Raw genomic sequence first — 15522 nt, 5'->3', positions numbered from 1 at the left:
GCTGACTCCAAAAAATGTTTGTATAAAATAAGATAATACTATCAATTTCGCTACACAGGAGCTAACTCCATCGTGATCGCAGCCAAAGACAAACCCACAAACTTAACCCCCGAAGAATATTTCACTTGGGAAGAAAAGCAACTAGAAAAACACGAACTGATCGACGGTCAAGTTTATGCCATGAGCGGTGGTAGCGTCAATCACGGTCGTATTGCTATCCGCTTCACCTCCATGTTTGATGCCCATTTAGAGAATAGTGGTTGTATAACTGGGAATTCTGATATCAAGGTTAATATTGTCGAGACGAATAACTATACCTATCCAGATGCGAGTGTAACTTGCGATGAACGAGATAAAAATACTTCCAACTATTTTACCTATCCTTGCTTAATCGTTGAAGTTCTCTCCAAAACTACCGAAGCCTATGATCGCGGTAGCAAGTTCAGAATGTATCAAAATAACGCCGTATTGAAAGATTACCTATTGGTTAGTTCCACCAGCATCGAAATCGACCTGTATCACAAAAATGATGCGGGACAATGGATGATTATTAATTATGGAGAAGGCGACATCATTGAACTAAAGAGCATTAATCTCAGTTTCCCCATAGAACAAGTCTATCGCGGTTTAACCCTTGAGCCAGGCAATGAGGAATAAAATAAAAACATTACCCAATGTCCTAACCCTAGAAATAGCAGCAAGATAAGTAGTATTCTTTCTTTTTAAGGTAGATTTAGTTATGAAAATTGTTTCTATAAAAATTAAAAATTATCGAGCCTTTGAATTTCTAGAAATCAGAGAAATTCCCACCTTTTGCGTCATCATCGGAGCCAATGGTACAGGTAAATCTACCCTATTCGATATTTTTGGCTTTCTCCGCGATGCCCTAAAAAATAACATTCGTCAAGCCCTTCAGATCCGAGGTGGATTTAATGAAGTCGTCACCAGAGGCAAAGAACAAGAAGATATCGAAATAGAACTAAAATTCCGCATGAAAATTCTGGAGACAGAGCGCCTTGTTACTTATATTTTAATTGTTGGACAAGAAGAAAAACGACCCTTAGTTAAAAGAGAAATTCTTCGGTACAAACGCGGCGAATACGGTTCTCCCTATCACTTTCTCGACTTCCAGAAAGGTAAAGGTTATGCGATCACCAATGAAGAAAATTTTGAACAAACTGACGAAGAATTAGAACGCGAAGAACAACAACTCGAATCTAGCGACATCTTAGCAATTAAAGGATTGGGGCAATTTCAACGCTTCAAAGCTGCTAGTGCCTTTCGTTCACTAATTGAAAATTGGCACGTTTCCGACTTCCATATCAGCGATGCCAGAGGTAGCAAAGATGTATCCTATGCCGAACACCTCACTCCTACAGGTGATAATATGGCAGTGGTTGCTCAATATATTTATCAAAACCATTCTGACATTTTTCAAGCTATTCTCAACAAAATGAAAGAAAGAGTTCCCGGTATTTCTAAAGTAGAAGCAAAAGAAACAGAAGACGGTAGACTAATTCTCAAATTTCAAGACCAAGCTTTTAAAGATCCCTTCATTGATCGCTATGTTTCTGATGGCACAATGAAAATGTTTGCCTATTTAATTCTACTCTTCGATCCTAAACCCCATCCTTTACTATGCGTCGAAGAACCCGAAAACCAACTTTATCCTAGTTTGCTTCACGAACTTGCTGAAGAATTTGCCAGTTATGCCCACAGAGGTGGACAAGTCTTTGTCTCTACCCACTCCCCCGACTTTCTTAATGCTGTTCCCCTAGAAAGTATTTTCTGGTTGACAAAAGAACAAGGAATTACCAAAATTTTTCGAGCCAGTGATAATGAAACTCTGAATAACTTAGTGAAAGCAGGAGATTTACCCGGATATCTCTGGAATCAAGGCTGGTTTGAAGGAGTCGCCCCCTGATGAGCTATGACCTGATTTTTTTACTAGAAGAACCTTCTATGAAAACTGTACTAGAGACTATTCTTCCAAAATTAATTCCTGAGCATATTAGCTATATTTGTATCTCTCATCAAGGCAAACAGGATCTTACCAAATCAATTCCTAAGAAGATCAAAGCCTTTAATTTTCAACCTGAAACAAAATTTATCATTGTTCATGATCAAGATTCCCATGACTGTAAAAAACTCAAATCAGAACTTTTAGAAATTTGTCAAAATGCAGGAAACCAAAATATACTAATACGTATAATATGTCATGAATTAGAATCTTGGTTTTTGGGTGATTTAGTCGCAGTTGAAAAAGCTTATGGACTAAAACCTGAAAGTTTGAGTCAACAACAAAATAAAAGCAAGTTTCGTAACCCCGATCAACTCAATTCCGCGAAAGAGGAACTCAGAAAGTTAGTTCCAGAATATTACCCCGGTACTCACTCCAAAGCTATTGCGCCCTATTTATCCTTGACTGAAAACAAATCTCGTAGTTTTCAAGTTTTTCTCGATGGCATCAACAAAATTCTCAACTAGAGTAACATGAAGCAATACTTTACCACTTTTGTCGGAAGGATAAGCTCTCCCTTACTGCACAGTTATCAGTAAACTCACAATTATAAATTATTTTTTAATGGGGGTGGGGGGACTTGAACCCCCACGACCGTTTAAGGTCAACGGATTTTCATTCTTCCGCAGCTTTCACTGCTGCCTTGTTACTTGAGCAACTTTAGGCTTTAAGAATTGGACTCTCCCTTTACCCTCGGCTTTACGTTAGGGTAGCTCCCGTCGAGTCTCTGCACCTTCCCTGAATTTTTAATCTCTGAATTTTAAATTGAAAACCAAAATAAAATCTTAATTTAAAATTTTCTGGGCTTGGCTCAGGATTGCCATACCTGTAAACAGATTTAGGTTTCCCTGAATTTGAGAGCTTCCACTTGAAAGATTTCTCTATCAAGGCTCAGTTTTCTAAGTCCGTAGCGTCTACCATTCCGCCACACCCCCAAGGGTTTCTGAATCTGGAGGTAAAAAAACCTCCTCATCTATTCCACCATCAATTGCGTCTTTTGTGCAAGTAGTTTTAAAAGTTTTCTTTTCAAATACTACTTTTTTTATTTAGCACCTAAATTATCTACTCATGTTATGAGTTTTTTAACTTAGCTACTCAGCCGCGTTTGATTGCGAAATCACATTATATCATAATCTTAGCTGTTTTTTCCAATTATGACAAGTAGTTGGAAAATTTATTTGCTTTCCTGGCAAAAACCAAGAATGATACTTCCCTTGGTTCAGCCATTCAGCATATCATGAGAAATGGACGCACCAAATAGTTTCATATAATCCGACAAAGAATTATGGTTGTAGCGCTACTGTATCTGATTTTGGCCGGAGCTTATCTTCTGGTAGTACCAATGGTTGTAATGCTTTATCTAAAGCTGCGTTGGTACACAGCAAGCTCTATAGAGCGTGGGTTTATGTACTTTTTAGTGTTCTTCTTCTTTCCGGGTTTGTTGCTGCTTTCCCCGATTGTGAATTTGCGACCCCGGCGTAGACAAATTGTTTAATTTAGATTGGTAGGTCATTATTCTCATGCGACGCATTGATGCAATCGGAATTGGCTTAGGTGTTTTTGTGGCTGGTGGCTTGGCTTATGCAGGATTGCAGCTAATCGGTTTAGATGGTCAGAATGCTGGTATTTGGAGCCAATTCTTACTGGTTGTTGGCTTGATAGGCTGGTTAGCCACATATCTTTTCCGTGCAGGGGGTAAAAAAATGACCTACCATCAACAACGGGAAGAATATGAAAAAGCTTTCCTGCAAAAGCGACTAGATGAACTCACTCCTGAAGAATTAGCAAAAATTCAAGCTGAAATAGAATTAGGTGACAGGTGATAGGTGACAGGTGACAGGTGACAGGTGACAGGGAAGATGGGAAGATGGGGAGACGCGGAGATGAGGAGACACGGGGACGCGGAGAATAACCTTCTAACTATTCCCAATTCCCAATTCCCAATTCCCAATTCCCAATTCCCTGACAACTGACTAATGACTGCAATTTCTCGTTGTTTTGAAACCCTGAGACGGAATCAAGAGTGCGCTCTGATTCCGTTTATTACTGCCGGTGATCCTGATTTAGAAACCACTGCTAAGGCTTTACAAATTTTAGATCGCTCTGGAGCGGATATTATTGAGTTAGGTGTTCCCTATTCTGACCCTTTGGCAGATGGTCCCGTGATTCAAGCAGCAGCTACTCGCGCTTTGGAGCGTGGTACTACTTTGGATCGGGTGCTGGAAATGCTACAAGCAACTACTCCCAGTTTAAAAGCACCAATTATTTTATTTACCTATTACAACCCAATTTTACATCGAGGAATTGAAAAGTTTCTCCAGCAAATTCAGGCGGCTGGTGTAGCGGGTTTAGTAGTTCCTGATTTACCTTTAGAAGAAGCAGGAGGATTGTTGCAACCAGCGAGTGAGGTGGGAATAGATTTAACTCTGTTGGTGGCTCCTACAAGTTCTGCCCAGAGGATTGAAGCGATCGCTCGTGCTTCTCAAGGATTTATCTATTTGGTCAGTGTGACTGGGGTAACAGGAATGCGATCGCAAATGGAAAGCCGAGTTTCCGATTTACTCACACAAATTCGCAAGGTTACAGATAAACCTATCGGCGTGGGCTTTGGTATTTCTGACATAGAACAAGCTCGTCAAGTCCAGGAATGGGGCGCAGATGCCGCAATTGTCGGTAGTGCTATTGTCAAGCGGTTAGCAGAAGGAACACCCGAAGAAGGACTCAGTGCGATCGCTCAATTTTGCCAAAATTTGAAGACAGCTATCAAAACTTCCTCTTGATGATTTGGAGAAAGTAGATTAAAAAGTATAACAGCGTAGTTTTTTTATCATCCATTAGTGGACAATTTGACTGATATAGTCTTGAATATTAACAGCACATACCAGGTAAAAAAAAACTACCTGAAAAATCTGCTTATAGTTTGAGTCTTATATTTAAGTCAAAGCAGGCAAATAATTATGAGTGTGAGCGTGAGTCAGTCAAAGTTAAGTTATGCTGCCGTCGTGGTTAAGGGGTAAAAGCGATGAGTGAAAGTATGGCATTTATCGGCGGAGTTGCTGTAGCTGGTTTGGCGGCTCTCCTATTGCTGAAAGGAACAAATACTCCTATACAACAATCTAACTTCGCTGCTGCCCCACAAATGCCAGCCGCGTTTGTTCAGCCCCAGGTTATGCAGCAACCTGTGCAATATTCACCTTACGGGCAACCTGTCTATCCAAATCTACAGCCTGTTGCGCCCAATTCTGACCAGCGTCTAGAAATGGAAAAGCTGAATATGCAAATGGAGAAGTTGAAAAACGACAACCAACAGTTAGTGTTGCAAAACCAACAACTTCAGCTGCAAGCCCAAAATTTAACCCAGAAGCAGTGGGAATCAGCCCAGCAGTTCAATCAACAAAAAGTAGCTGCACTACCACCTGAACAAAATCCTTGGTGGTCTTCACCCATAGTTTGGGCAGTTGGTGGGGCAACTCTAACCATTGGTGGTGGAGTGGTTGTAGCTGGTGTCTTGGCTTTGTTTTCTCCAAAACAACATCGTCCTACCCGCACTGTACAGGTAATTCACCCCTACAATGGTCCTACACCACCTCTAGCAACTGTTCGACGGGCTGAGTTTTTACCTTCCACTCGCACAGAAGCCAGACGCATGGAAACAGCAGAATACGACGAATTACACTAAACAAGTCAAAAAAATTTAATAATTCTAGGCACAGGGGCGTATGCAATACGCCCCCATATAATCTTAGAATGCCTGTGAACTTAGGAATAAAGGAAAGAGATTGCTGTTAGTAGATTATCGTTTTAACATTGCCCAGGTAAAATCTACTCCTAATCCCTGGACTCTGGCCATTTTAATCCAGAGTAAAGTCATATGTTCAAGATGAAGACTCATGGACAGATTACCTGTATCAACTGCTTCCCAACCCAATTGAGAGCATAGGTCAGCCACTGTTTTTTTAGCGGTTAAATCATCACCAGCGATTAACATTGCTGGTTGCAAATCACCATAACCGGGATACTGACTATTTTCAAAGTTCTCATAGCCATAAATGGTAAAGGCTTTGACTACATAAGCGTGGGGAACTATCTGTTGTATGGTTTCACTACCAGAAATTTTGCTATCTAAACCATGCTTTAATCCAGCACTTACAGGGTTAGTGCAATCCACTAGAATTTTACCATCAAGAGCAGATTGCAGTGGGGTAAGAGCAGAATTGATCGCAGGAAAAGGTGTAGCGAGAAATACAACTTCTGCGGTACTAACTGCTGTGGTGGGTGACTCGACTTTCAGGGCAGAATTGCGTGCTAAAGCTTCCTGAACTGATTTTGATTGCGGGTCACGGGCAGCTATAGTTACATCATGGCCTAATTTTTGTAAGCGATCGCCAAGTGCTGCACCCACATTACCAATACCAATAAATGCAATTTTCATAAACCGAGTCCCAATAGTTCTAATACTAGCTTTGCTGTTTGAGTACCTGAATTTGCTAAAAGTCAACAATTAAAAATTTTAGCTACTCCAGTATTAATGCCAGGATTTTCTGTATTTATGCGTTGGTATCAAAGTAATAATTATTCTCCTGCTTGTACATGGTTAAGAGCCGTAATTATGGAAGTATGTACTTTCATTTAAACAATTTAAAGCAGAAAATGTGGGTTATTAGCTGGGTAGACATTGATAAAATCTATATAGGGCTGGGTTTTCAGCCACTATTTTCGTTTATCTTCTGATCGTGGAGCAATCTCTTTTTAATTTGTCAAATCGTTGTGATTGTTTTCTTGAGGAGTTGGTGTTTTATCATCGGATGCTTTTATTTTTTGGTGAGAAGTATTTTGATTGACTTGGTTACTTTTCTCATATATAGCCTGTTTAGCAACATTTTCTGCGGCTTGTTTAAACATTGGTTCTAATTTATCTTGCCAATATTTTATATTGGGTAACTTTTCTGGATGATCTCGATAAGCTAGAACTTTATCCCATTGGCCGTTATCAATAGCTTGATTAATTTCATTAGCCAGCGCTTCTGCCTTTGCCCAATCACTTTGCCATTGATTAATAATTTCGACTGTTTCTTTAATTCCAGAAGCAGCATTAGCAGGGATTGATCTGAGTATAGCGATCGCACCAGGCAAATCTCCTGATTCAAACTTCCGTCTAGCTGTTTCGACAATTTTCTCCTGATTGGCACTAACAGGGGCTGATTCAGGTTGAGAAGTCGATTTTACTGCCGTTTCCGTCCCAGGAGTCACTACAGGAATAGGTCGAGATGCAATTAAGGGACTGTCTTCCACAGTTTGAATAGAAACCCCTTGATCTCGTAAGCAAGCAATCCATTGTTCTTGATTAGTAATGACATCCGAGTGCGCCCAAGCCAAACGTCCAGATTTGAGCTTAACTTGTATCCAGCCTCGTTTCGTCCGTTTACCACTCACATCGAACCCACTGTCCTCACCGACAGTTTTCAAAATATTATCAGAATTAATCGCACTCGGTTCAGAGCGGATATTAGAATTAGCCGCCACCGTAGCCGAGCAGTTTTTAGCTGATGTGCTGTTGTTCCCTGTCCAATTAGCAGCTACATTTTTCACATTGGGATACAAATTTGTTACCAAAGCAGCTGCACCACCTGCCAATAAAATGCCAATTAATAAAGGTAATGGATCAGGTTGGCTAGAACAGTCTTTACGAACAGGTTTGCTAACTACCGGATTAGCGGGAGCAATAGCTACCGTATGCTGTGAAAATACTTGAGATGAGGGTTTGGGGGGTTGGTAGCTAATTTGTTTGGGAGACGCTGAATATGCAGAAGATGCAGAAGTAAGATTTAACAACTCTCTACAGACTTGCAATGCTTCCGTAGCAGTTTGGTAGCGGTCTTTGAAGTGATAACGCACCATCTTACTGAGGATTTCTGCCAAGCGGTAGTTCACAGGAATAAAATGTTGCCAGAGGATTTCACCTGTATTCGGATCTTCTTGTAATTGCTTGGCTGAGACTCCTGTTAATGCTTGAATAGCAATAATACCAAGAGCATAAATATCACTATTAGGACGGGGTTTACCTTGTCCTTGTTCGGTAGGCATATAACCCGGTGTACCAATAGCCACTGTAGCGGTAAGTTGTCCCCCAGCAGTAACTAATGGAGAGCTTAATTGTTTAACTGCGCCAAAATCTACTAAAACTAATCTATAGTCAGCAGCACGACGGATGATATTATCTGGCTTGATATCGCGGTGAATAACACCTTCTTGATGAACAAATTCCAAAATACCCAGAACTTCTAGCAACAGTTGTATAACCTGGCTTTCATTCCAAGGTTGACCGGGTATCAGTTCCTCATTCAGGGTATGTCCGTCAATATATTCTTGGACTAGGAAAAATTCTTGGTTTTCGTCAAAATAAGCCAGTAAACGGGGTATTTGATCATGATTACCCAGTTTTTCTAAAGTTTCGGCTTCGTTGTTAAATAGACGTTTAGCCGTTTCAAAAATTTTGGGGTCAGTGCTGTTCGGTTTGAGGTGTTTAACAACACAGATAGGATGACCTGGCCGTCTGGTATCTTGGGCAATATAGGTTTGACCAAATCCTCCCGTTGCCAAAATGCGTATGACTTGGTATCGATGGTCTAATAATTTGCCTATCATATTCCCTCCCCAGTTTTAACACCTAATTTTCCAGATAGTAGTCAATATCTCCAAATTTTCTTTGAGGAAATCCGCTATCTTGAGAAAAGATTTAGACTAACAACATAGTTTTTTCAGAAAACCAACAAATTTTTACTTTTTGTTCAGTATCTCCCTTAATTAGCGATGCCACCTAAGATAACAAACTCCACTACATGGCAGCAAGCTGAAATCCTTATGCAACCTGCTTTTATTCGCGTTGTTGATAATATTCGCAAGCATCTTGATGTATCTTCCTGGAAAGGAACTTACCACGATGTCCTGATTTGGCCATCTCACACTACTGATGAAACAAAAGCTTTGGTAAATCAGTTGTTGGTAGCTATGGAAACTTCTACACCGGAACAGATAGAGGAAATTAAGGAAACTCTGACTCGTTTGCCTATGCCCCATCCAGGATACCATCTGCGCTTGCAACGTCAAGAGCAGCAAGTGAATGTGGATTTGTGGGATATTTGTTACCAAGTCTGTTTTCTAAATTACGGTTGTGAAAATTTCGCAGTGGGTATTGATACTAGTTTAATCGATGATTCGGGCGAAGTGGATTGGCAGAATTTGGAAGATAAGACTAAAGACTTAGTTAAACAAGTATTTGATAGTTTACCAGAAGAGTGAAAATAGGGGTTGTGGTGTTGCGTGTGCTGTGTGGGAATGTAGACAGACAAAGCCCACGAAAGTGGACTAATAAGATATTTGAGGACACAAGGAGTTAACGAAATGGCAGTTATGCTTTTTTTAGCGCTACTGAGATTTTGACTTTTTTCTACCAAATAAACTCGTCATACTCAATCCAGTCACCAATAAACCCAATAGTCCAATTCCATTCAAAATCGGGTATATTCCCTGTAAATTAAAGATTTCACCGCGATGAATAGAAAGCAATAAACTACGTGGAACACCAAGGTTAGCTGACCACTCACCAACTAGTGTAGCGGCAATGCCAGTTAGCAATGTTACAAAAAGTGGTAAAGCCAGAATAATCGCCAGAGTCCGGTGGTATTTGCGAAATGAACGCATTATCCAAAATCTCCATTGGAAATTATGTTAGTTATTTTTCACCCTTTGGAAGCAGTGGCTATATTTGTATTCAGTATCTGTAATTGCTTAAGAGCTTTTGCTTTATCTTTTGCTTTCAGATCACCCTTCACCTGGGTAACAGTATCTTCTATCGCATTATAAGTTTTTGAAGATTTAGTTTTGACACCATCTTCAACTTTAGACCAATAGTCTTCAAATTTATCAAATTCTTGTTGAGCCGTGTCAAATTTGCCAGCTTCCACCGCAGCTTTTGTTTTTGAAACTACGCTGCTTAAACTATCAAAACCTCCCTGGGTAGCACCAGGAGTAGCAGATACTTTTGTTCCCCCAGTTGTTTCAGTAGCAGTGGGAGTTTCAGTAGTAGATTGTTCTGCGCTGTTGCAGCCTACTAATGTCAGTAAACTAATTGCCGTTATGGGAATAATGTAGATTAAGCGTTTCATAATACCTCTCTGAAATAAATTGTGTAAAGTATTTTAAATCCTGAAAAATCGTCAACAACCGACGATATCATTTACTATATCAGCAAACCTTTCATCTGCCCGTAATTTGAGCATCAAGTTATATCATCGCTAAATTTTTGAAAAAACGGCAGCAGATCAGTGGCTCTGTTTTTTTTTCTAGTCACACTTTAGCTAATTTTTAGAATGAAATAGCTCTGTTTTTATCTCTTTAAATTTAAAAAAAAACTATTTTTTGTAAACCAAATATTTTGAGCCTGTGAAGTTTGTGAGTAAATAGGCTAATTGACTTGACACAGATTAATACAGTAGTAGGATCACTAAATTAAACAAAAATCAAGGTGGCAAAAGCCATTCTAGTGTAAAGTACTGCCAGCAGAGGTATTAGTACCAGGCATCTATCCGAGAAAACCATTCTGGGTTAGGATGATAGACTGACAATGGCTTGATTAAATTATCAATATTGAGTGAGTTTTTGAGATTTTATGGACAAATGTCCACCAGATGGCAGTAGCAACCTCCTCTAAGCTGGCGAGATAGTCTCCCAGCGCGGGGGAGATATTAGGAGGTGTTTATAATGCTGACACAAGACGTTCGCAATTCTTTAGATATTGCTGACTTAAACCAATTGAAATGTGATTTAAACTGCTTGCAACCAGTGGATGTGGGGGAATACATCTCACAATTACCTGAAAAACAGCGAGCAATCGCATTTCGTCTGCTCAACAAGCCTCAGGCCATAGATGTTTTTGAATATCTACCCACAGAAGTACAGGAAGAATTAATCAATTCCCTCCATGATGCCCAGGTAGTACACCTCGTTGAAGAAATGAGTCCCGATGAACGGGCAGAATTATTTGATGAACTACCAGCAGGAGTAGTCAAACGGTTATTACAACAACTTAGTAACGAACAAAGACAAGCTACCGCGACAATTCTTGGCTATCCTGAAGGGACTGCAGGCCGAGTAATGACAACTGAATACGTGCGGTTACGAGAAGGTTTAACAGTCGGTGAAGCCTTAAGTAAAATCCGCCTTCAAGACGAAGATAAGGAAACAATTTACTATGCCTATGTTACGGATGATAATCGCACTTTAGTCAGTGTTGTTTCTTTGCGTCAGCTATTATTTACCTTTCCCGATGTTTTAATTAAAGATATTGCTAGTTCCCACGTTGTCAAAGTTAAAACAGAAACCTTACAGGAAGAAGTCGCCCGAATTATGCAGCGTTACGACTTAATCGCCATGCCTGTAGTTGACAGGGAAGATCGATTAGTCGGTATTATTACGATTGATGATGTCGTCGATATTTTAGAAGAAGAAGCCACAGAAGATATCCAAAAATTGGCAGGGGTAAGTGGTGATGAAGAAGCTTTATCTCCCGCACACATCACAATTCGGAAACGGTTGCCTTGGTTATTGGGGATTATGGGATTGTATATTGGTGCTGCCAGTGCGATCGCTCCCTTTCAACAAGTCATCGCTGCTGTACCAGTTCTCGCTGTGATTATGCCCATATTTTCCAATACAGGTGGGACTGTAGGTATACAAGCTTTAACAGTCACCATTCGCGGTTTAGGAGTGGGTGAAGTCACACCCGAAGATACTGGAAAAATTCTCCGCAAAGAACTTTTAGCCGGTTTAGGAACAGCTGTCGCTTTAGGTCTAACGATGATTGCCCTTTCCCTAATTTGGGCTAAACCCCAAGAAAGATGGGTAGCTTTAGTTGCGGGGGCAGTTATGGCTACAAATACAATGGTGGCTGTTACTCTGGGAACTCTGCTACCAATGGGTTTGAGGCATCTCAAACTAGATCCAGCTTTAATGAGTGGTCCATTAGTGACAACACTCCTGGATACCATCGGCTTTTTAACCTTTCTCAGTATGATTTCTATTGCTTTAAATGTGTTTCATTTACAACATTAAATTGTCTCTTAGTCAGGGCTTTAGCTATTACGCCGTAAGCCTCCCACTGAAACGGTACTCCGTTCAGTGGCGATATATAAGGCGGTTAAAAATAACGCGACCTCCGACCAATTCAATCCTGCGTATTGATAGGGAGGGGGTCAGCGTTATTTTTAACACTCTCTATATTTGGCAGTCTGTCAACCCAGTCTTCGACTATCTGCGTGACTGTTTTATCTTTCATTACAGCATAAGAGCGAAGTTTGTTTAATCTGCGTTCAGACATCCTGACATTTAATCTAGTAGTTTTCATATTTGTCTACCCGTTGTTGTCACTACTATGGTAGTATATTCTTAATGGTTGAGAGTAGACAAGTGAGAACAGCGTACCAGTACAAACTACGACCAACAACAAAACAAGCTATCGAGATAGACAGATGGCTGTCTATGTTGTGTTCACAGTACAATTATTTGTTGGCTGATAGATTTGATTGGTACGAATGCAACCGTTCACCGATTAATGCTTGTCCTCTTGTGTGTCACATACCAGAATTGCGGGATAACCCAGATTATTATTCACAAAAGAAAACGCTACCCCAACTTAAAAAAACTCATCCTTGGTACGGCGAAATTTACTCGCAGGTGCTACAGGATATAGTTAAACGAGTCAAGGTAACGTTTGACCGTTTTTTAAAAGGTGATAGCAATGGTAAACGAAGTGGACGACCTCGGTTTAAGTCTCGTGACCATGATCGCACATTTACATATCCACAGATGAAAGATGGATGTTTACAAGGTAATTTAATAACTTTACCGATGTTCGGTAAAGTTAAAGTTATTTTGCATCGTCCTATTCCAGATGGCTTTAAAATCAAGACTGCATCTGTTACTAAAAAAGCTGATGGTTATTATTTGACTTTAAGCCTTGAAGATACAACAGTCCCAGGTATTAAGCCTGATTTCAATCCAGACTCAATTACAGGTATTGACCTCGGCTTAAAAGATTTTTTGACAACTTCCGATGGTGATGTTGTTTCAATTCCTCAACACTATCGCAAGGCTCAGAGGCGATTGCGAGTTATTCAAAAACGTATTTCACGCCGTAAGAAGGGGAGTAATCGGCGTAAAAAAGCTATTAAGCAAGTTGCTAAACAACACAAAAAAGTAGCTGATAAACGCAAAGACTTTCACTTTAAAATAGTCAATAATCTACTGAAAAAATATGATGTTGTAGTTCACGAAGATTTAAACGTCAAAGGTCTTTCTCGTTCTATGTTAGCAAAATCTGTACACGATGCTGGATGGGGTAGTTTCTTGTCAATCCTATCAACCAAAGCCGAAAATGCTGGGTTGTGTGCGATTGCTGTGAATCCATCTGGTACAAGTCAAGATTGCTCTAATTGTGGTGTGAAAGTTCCTAAAAAACTGCATATTCGATGGCATGACTGCCCTAATTGTGGGTGTAGTCTTCACCGCGATCATAACGCAGCGCGGAATATTTTAAAAAGAGCCGACGGTCACGCGGTTCTTAAAGCTCAACGCCTCCTAAGCAATAGCCGGATTGGTTGAGAAGCCCACACTGTACCTGTACTCAGGTCAGTGTGTGGAGTGTGTCACTTAAACTGAATCAGATTGGCACAGAAAAGTGCTAGAACACAGGTGTTATCATTGCGACTGCATATACAAATTCACAAGCTGTAGAGAACACTTAGTATCATTCTCTACAACTGCAACTAATAGCTATTTATGCCTACTACTACTTGGAATCGTCATCACATTCTTTCTCTAGCTGATTTCACAACGGCTGAATATAACGCCGTTTTACAAACTGCGGCTTCCTTTCAAGAGGTACTATCACGACGCACAAAGAAAGTCCCAACTTTACAGGGACAAGTGGTAGCAAATTTATTTTTTGAACCTTCTACCCGCACCCGCAGCAGTTTTGAAATTGCGGCCAAAAGACTTAGTGCGGATACGTTAAATTTTGCGGCTGCTACCTCTTCCATGACAAAGGGAGAAACAATTCTGGATACAGCCAAGACTTATTTGGCAATGGGAACTGATATTATGGTGATCCGCCATAAGGATGCAGGTGTTCCCCAAGCGATCGCCCAAGAAATGGATCGTTTAGGTGTAAAAGTAAGTGTTCTCAATGCTGGTGATGGACAACATGAACATCCATCTCAAGGATTACTTGATTTATTTACCATTTGTAGCTTAATAGATCCAGCCCAACCTCGCATAGAATTATTAGCAGGTAAAAAAATTGCTATTGTTGGCGATATTCTCCATTCTCGCGTAGCTCGTTCTAACATTTGGAGTCTCACCGCTAGTGGTGCAGAAGTCCATCTGGCCGCGCCTCCAACATTATTACCTAAATTCTTTGCTGAATATTTAGGAGCCACAGAAAATTCTCAACGGTTATTTACACATTGGCAACTAGAACCAGCTTTAGAAAATGCCGATTTTGTCATGACACTGCGGTTACAAAAAGAACGCATGACAGCGCATTTATTACCAAGTTTAAGAGAATATCATCAACTATTTGGCATTACTCGCGCCAAGTTAAAACTCTGTAAACCTAACGTTAAGGTTTTGCATCCAGGTCCAGTTAACCGAGGTGTGGAAATTAGTTCTGATTTAATGGATGATCCTGAATTTAGTTTAATTCAATCGCAAGTTACCAGCGGTGTTGCAGTGCGAATGGCGTTGTTGTATTTTATCGGTAGTGGTAAGGTTTCATGAATTTAGAGAGTTGCAAATAAAAAAATATCCCATCACTTTTAAGGCAGGGGTACAGAAAGAGGAAAAGTGATTTTTATGCTATGAGGATGAGATAATTAATTTTTTGGGTAACTGTTCACATCCACATTATCTTCGCTTAATCATTACTTGTCAAAACAAATTTGCTTTAATTTTAATGATTATTGTACATATCCCTAAGAATACGTTGAAGCGAATAATCTGACTTGACTATACTCCTACCCAAAACTCACAAAGAGAAGCATTACCGTATCTAGTCAAGCTATAATTTTCTTGCGGAGCAACTTTACAAAAATTTATGAGTAATCCACTTGTGCAAGCCTTTTTCGTAGGCAGAGCAGTAGCCGAAGTAATTAATGAACGGGTAGAGGTCGCTTTGACCGATGCTCTGAGTGAATTGGGCAAATTTGATGCCGAGGCCAGAGAACAGCTGCGCCAGTTTACAGATGAAGTCATAGCCAGAGCTAATCAGGCAGCTGAAGCTGCAAAAACTGGTACAACCACAGGTACTACTCCCACTGATTCTGGTTCAGGTGACTTGCAAGCAGATATCGATGAATTACGAGCAGAAATCGCCCTGTTGCGGACTGAATTGCAAAAATATCGCACTAGTTCCAAATAGAGATAATTGGGAAAAAGGTAATTGGTAA

General features: G+C 40.2%; 17 protein-coding genes. 12 read left to right on the top strand and 5 right to left on the bottom strand.

The window, feature by feature from the left end; genetic code table 11:
• Window positions 1–72 precede the first annotated feature (72 nt).
• The 7 genes from ANA7108_RS0122865 (at window position 73) to ANA7108_RS0122840 (ending at window position 5699) form a co-directional block, all read left to right on the top strand.
• Entirely contained in the window at window positions 73–657 is a 585-nt protein-coding gene (locus tag ANA7108_RS0122865) for a Uma2 family endonuclease (protein WP_016953159.1), read from the top strand.
• Window positions 658–739: 82 nt separating this feature from the next.
• Window positions 740–1924, top strand: coding sequence for an AAA family ATPase (locus ANA7108_RS0122860; RefSeq protein WP_016953158.1), 1185 nt, complete (start codon window positions 740–742; stop codon window positions 1922–1924).
• A gap of 38 nt (window positions 1925–1962) precedes the next feature.
• Window positions 1963–2487: a DUF4276 family protein gene (locus ANA7108_RS0122855; RefSeq protein WP_237741541.1), complete on the top strand. Its 525-nt coding sequence runs from the start codon at window positions 1963–1965 to the stop codon at window positions 2485–2487.
• An 818-nt stretch (window positions 2488–3305) separates the two neighbouring features.
• Window positions 3306–3515, top strand: a complete 210-nt coding sequence (gene ndhL, locus ANA7108_RS29145) for an NAD(P)H-quinone oxidoreductase subunit L (protein ID WP_084776965.1) — start codon at window positions 3306–3308, stop codon at window positions 3513–3515.
• 25 nt (window positions 3516–3540) lie between these two features.
• The gene (locus tag ANA7108_RS0122850; protein ID WP_016953156.1) at window positions 3541–3843 is read left to right on the top strand and encodes a DUF3007 family protein; all 303 of its coding nucleotides are present in this window, start codon (window positions 3541–3543) and stop codon (window positions 3841–3843) included.
• 153 nt (window positions 3844–3996) lie between these two features.
• A complete protein-coding gene (trpA, locus tag ANA7108_RS0122845; RefSeq protein ID WP_016953155.1) occupies window positions 3997–4800 on the top strand; it encodes a tryptophan synthase subunit alpha in 804 nt (267 codons plus the stop codon).
• Window positions 4801–5042: 242 nt separating this feature from the next.
• A complete protein-coding gene (locus tag ANA7108_RS0122840) occupies window positions 5043–5699 on the top strand; it encodes a hypothetical protein (RefSeq protein ID WP_016953154.1) in 657 nt (218 codons plus the stop codon).
• 114 nt (window positions 5700–5813) lie between these two features.
• Here the strand turns inward: ANA7108_RS0122840 and ANA7108_RS0122835 are convergent, their stop codons facing one another.
• Together ANA7108_RS0122835 and ANA7108_RS0122830 are read right to left on the bottom strand one after the other, a co-directional pair.
• The gene (locus tag ANA7108_RS0122835; RefSeq protein ID WP_016953153.1) at window positions 5814–6452 is read right to left on the bottom strand and encodes an NADPH-dependent F420 reductase; all 639 of its coding nucleotides are present in this window, start codon (window positions 6450–6452) and stop codon (window positions 5814–5816) included.
• A 317-nt stretch (window positions 6453–6769) separates the two neighbouring features.
• Window positions 6770–8665, bottom strand: a complete 1896-nt coding sequence (locus tag ANA7108_RS0122830; RefSeq protein ID WP_016953152.1) for a serine/threonine-protein kinase — start codon at window positions 8663–8665, stop codon at window positions 6770–6772.
• Window positions 8666–8830: 165 nt separating this feature from the next.
• Here ANA7108_RS0122830 and ANA7108_RS0122825 point away from each other — a divergent pair, with 165 nt between their 5' ends.
• Window positions 8831–9319, top strand: a complete 489-nt coding sequence (locus ANA7108_RS0122825; RefSeq protein ID WP_016953151.1) for a hypothetical protein — start codon at window positions 8831–8833, stop codon at window positions 9317–9319.
• 126 nt (window positions 9320–9445) lie between these two features.
• Here ANA7108_RS0122825 and ANA7108_RS0122820 read toward each other — a convergent pair whose 3' ends face one another.
• Both ANA7108_RS0122820 and ANA7108_RS0122815 read right to left on the bottom strand, forming a co-directional pair.
• Complete coding sequence (locus tag ANA7108_RS0122820; RefSeq protein ID WP_016953150.1) at window positions 9446–9721, bottom strand: hypothetical protein; 276 nt, start codon at window positions 9719–9721, stop codon at window positions 9446–9448.
• 38 nt (window positions 9722–9759) lie between these two features.
• The gene (locus tag ANA7108_RS0122815; RefSeq protein WP_016953149.1) at window positions 9760–10185 is read right to left on the bottom strand and encodes a DUF4363 family protein; all 426 of its coding nucleotides are present in this window, start codon (window positions 10183–10185) and stop codon (window positions 9760–9762) included.
• Between the two features lie 595 nt (window positions 10186–10780).
• On the opposite strand from ANA7108_RS0122815, the gene mgtE reads away from it, so the two are divergent.
• Complete coding sequence (gene mgtE / locus ANA7108_RS0122810; RefSeq protein WP_016953148.1) at window positions 10781–12130, top strand: magnesium transporter; 1350 nt, start codon at window positions 10781–10783, stop codon at window positions 12128–12130.
• A 112-nt stretch (window positions 12131–12242) separates the two neighbouring features.
• On the opposite strand, the gene ANA7108_RS31090 is transcribed toward mgtE, so the two are convergent.
• Entirely contained in the window at window positions 12243–12422 is a 180-nt protein-coding gene (locus tag ANA7108_RS31090; protein ID WP_016953147.1) for a hypothetical protein, read from the bottom strand.
• 62 nt (window positions 12423–12484) lie between these two features.
• On the opposite strand from ANA7108_RS31090, the gene ANA7108_RS0122800 reads away from it, so the two are divergent.
• From ANA7108_RS0122800 to ANA7108_RS0122790, 3 genes are all read left to right on the top strand, one after another.
• A complete protein-coding gene (locus ANA7108_RS0122800) occupies window positions 12485–13678 on the top strand; it encodes an RNA-guided endonuclease TnpB family protein (protein ID WP_026104399.1) in 1194 nt (397 codons plus the stop codon).
• A gap of 177 nt (window positions 13679–13855) precedes the next feature.
• Complete coding sequence (locus ANA7108_RS0122795) at window positions 13856–14854, top strand: aspartate carbamoyltransferase catalytic subunit (protein ID WP_016953145.1); 999 nt, start codon at window positions 13856–13858, stop codon at window positions 14852–14854.
• Window positions 14855–15170: 316 nt separating this feature from the next.
• Window positions 15171–15494 carry a DUF6825 family protein gene (locus tag ANA7108_RS0122790; protein WP_016953144.1) on the top strand — a complete coding sequence of 108 codons (324 nt, stop codon included), beginning with the start codon at window positions 15171–15173 and terminating at the stop codon, window positions 15492–15494.
• The last annotated feature ends 28 nt before the right edge of the window (window positions 15495–15522 follow it).

It is taken from the genome of Anabaena sp. PCC 7108, assembly GCF_000332135.1.
Classification (GTDB): Bacteria; Cyanobacteriota; Cyanobacteriia; order Cyanobacteriales; family Nostocaceae; genus Anabaena.
This window is presented reverse-complemented; position numbering and strand designations above follow the sequence as displayed.

Excerpts from the sequence above, each read along its gene's own strand:
- mgtE (WP_016953148.1), top strand. The coding sequence starts at position 10,781 with ATGCTGACACAAGACGTTCGCAATTCTTTAGATATTGCTGACTTAAAC.
- ANA7108_RS0122795 (WP_016953145.1), top strand. The coding sequence starts at position 13,856 with ATGCCTACTACTACTTGGAATCGTCATCACATTCTTTCTCTAGCTGAT.
- ANA7108_RS0122825 (WP_016953151.1), top strand. The coding sequence starts at position 8,831 with ATGCCACCTAAGATAACAAACTCCACTACATGGCAGCAAGCTGAAATC.
- ANA7108_RS0122855 (WP_237741541.1), top strand. The coding sequence starts at position 1,963 with ATGAAAACTGTACTAGAGACTATTCTTCCAAAATTAATTCCTGAGCAT.
- ANA7108_RS0122860 (WP_016953158.1), top strand. The coding sequence starts at position 740 with ATGAAAATTGTTTCTATAAAAATTAAAAATTATCGAGCCTTTGAATTT.
- ANA7108_RS0122830 (WP_016953152.1), bottom strand. The coding sequence starts at position 8,665 with ATGATAGGCAAATTATTAGACCATCGATACCAAGTCATACGCATTTTG.
- ANA7108_RS31090 (WP_016953147.1), bottom strand. The coding sequence starts at position 12,422 with ATGAAAACTACTAGATTAAATGTCAGGATGTCTGAACGCAGATTAAAC.
- ANA7108_RS0122790 (WP_016953144.1), top strand. The coding sequence starts at position 15,171 with ATGAGTAATCCACTTGTGCAAGCCTTTTTCGTAGGCAGAGCAGTAGCC.
- ANA7108_RS0122835 (WP_016953153.1), bottom strand. The coding sequence starts at position 6,452 with ATGAAAATTGCATTTATTGGTATTGGTAATGTGGGTGCAGCACTTGGC.
- trpA (WP_016953155.1), top strand. The coding sequence starts at position 3,997 with ATGACTGCAATTTCTCGTTGTTTTGAAACCCTGAGACGGAATCAAGAG.
- ANA7108_RS0122820 (WP_016953150.1), bottom strand. The coding sequence starts at position 9,721 with ATGCGTTCATTTCGCAAATACCACCGGACTCTGGCGATTATTCTGGCT.
- ndhL (WP_084776965.1), top strand. The coding sequence starts at position 3,306 with ATGGTTGTAGCGCTACTGTATCTGATTTTGGCCGGAGCTTATCTTCTG.
- ANA7108_RS0122850 (WP_016953156.1), top strand. The coding sequence starts at position 3,541 with ATGCGACGCATTGATGCAATCGGAATTGGCTTAGGTGTTTTTGTGGCT.
- ANA7108_RS0122840 (WP_016953154.1), top strand. The coding sequence starts at position 5,043 with ATGAGTGAAAGTATGGCATTTATCGGCGGAGTTGCTGTAGCTGGTTTG.
- ANA7108_RS0122815 (WP_016953149.1), bottom strand. The coding sequence starts at position 10,185 with ATGAAACGCTTAATCTACATTATTCCCATAACGGCAATTAGTTTACTG.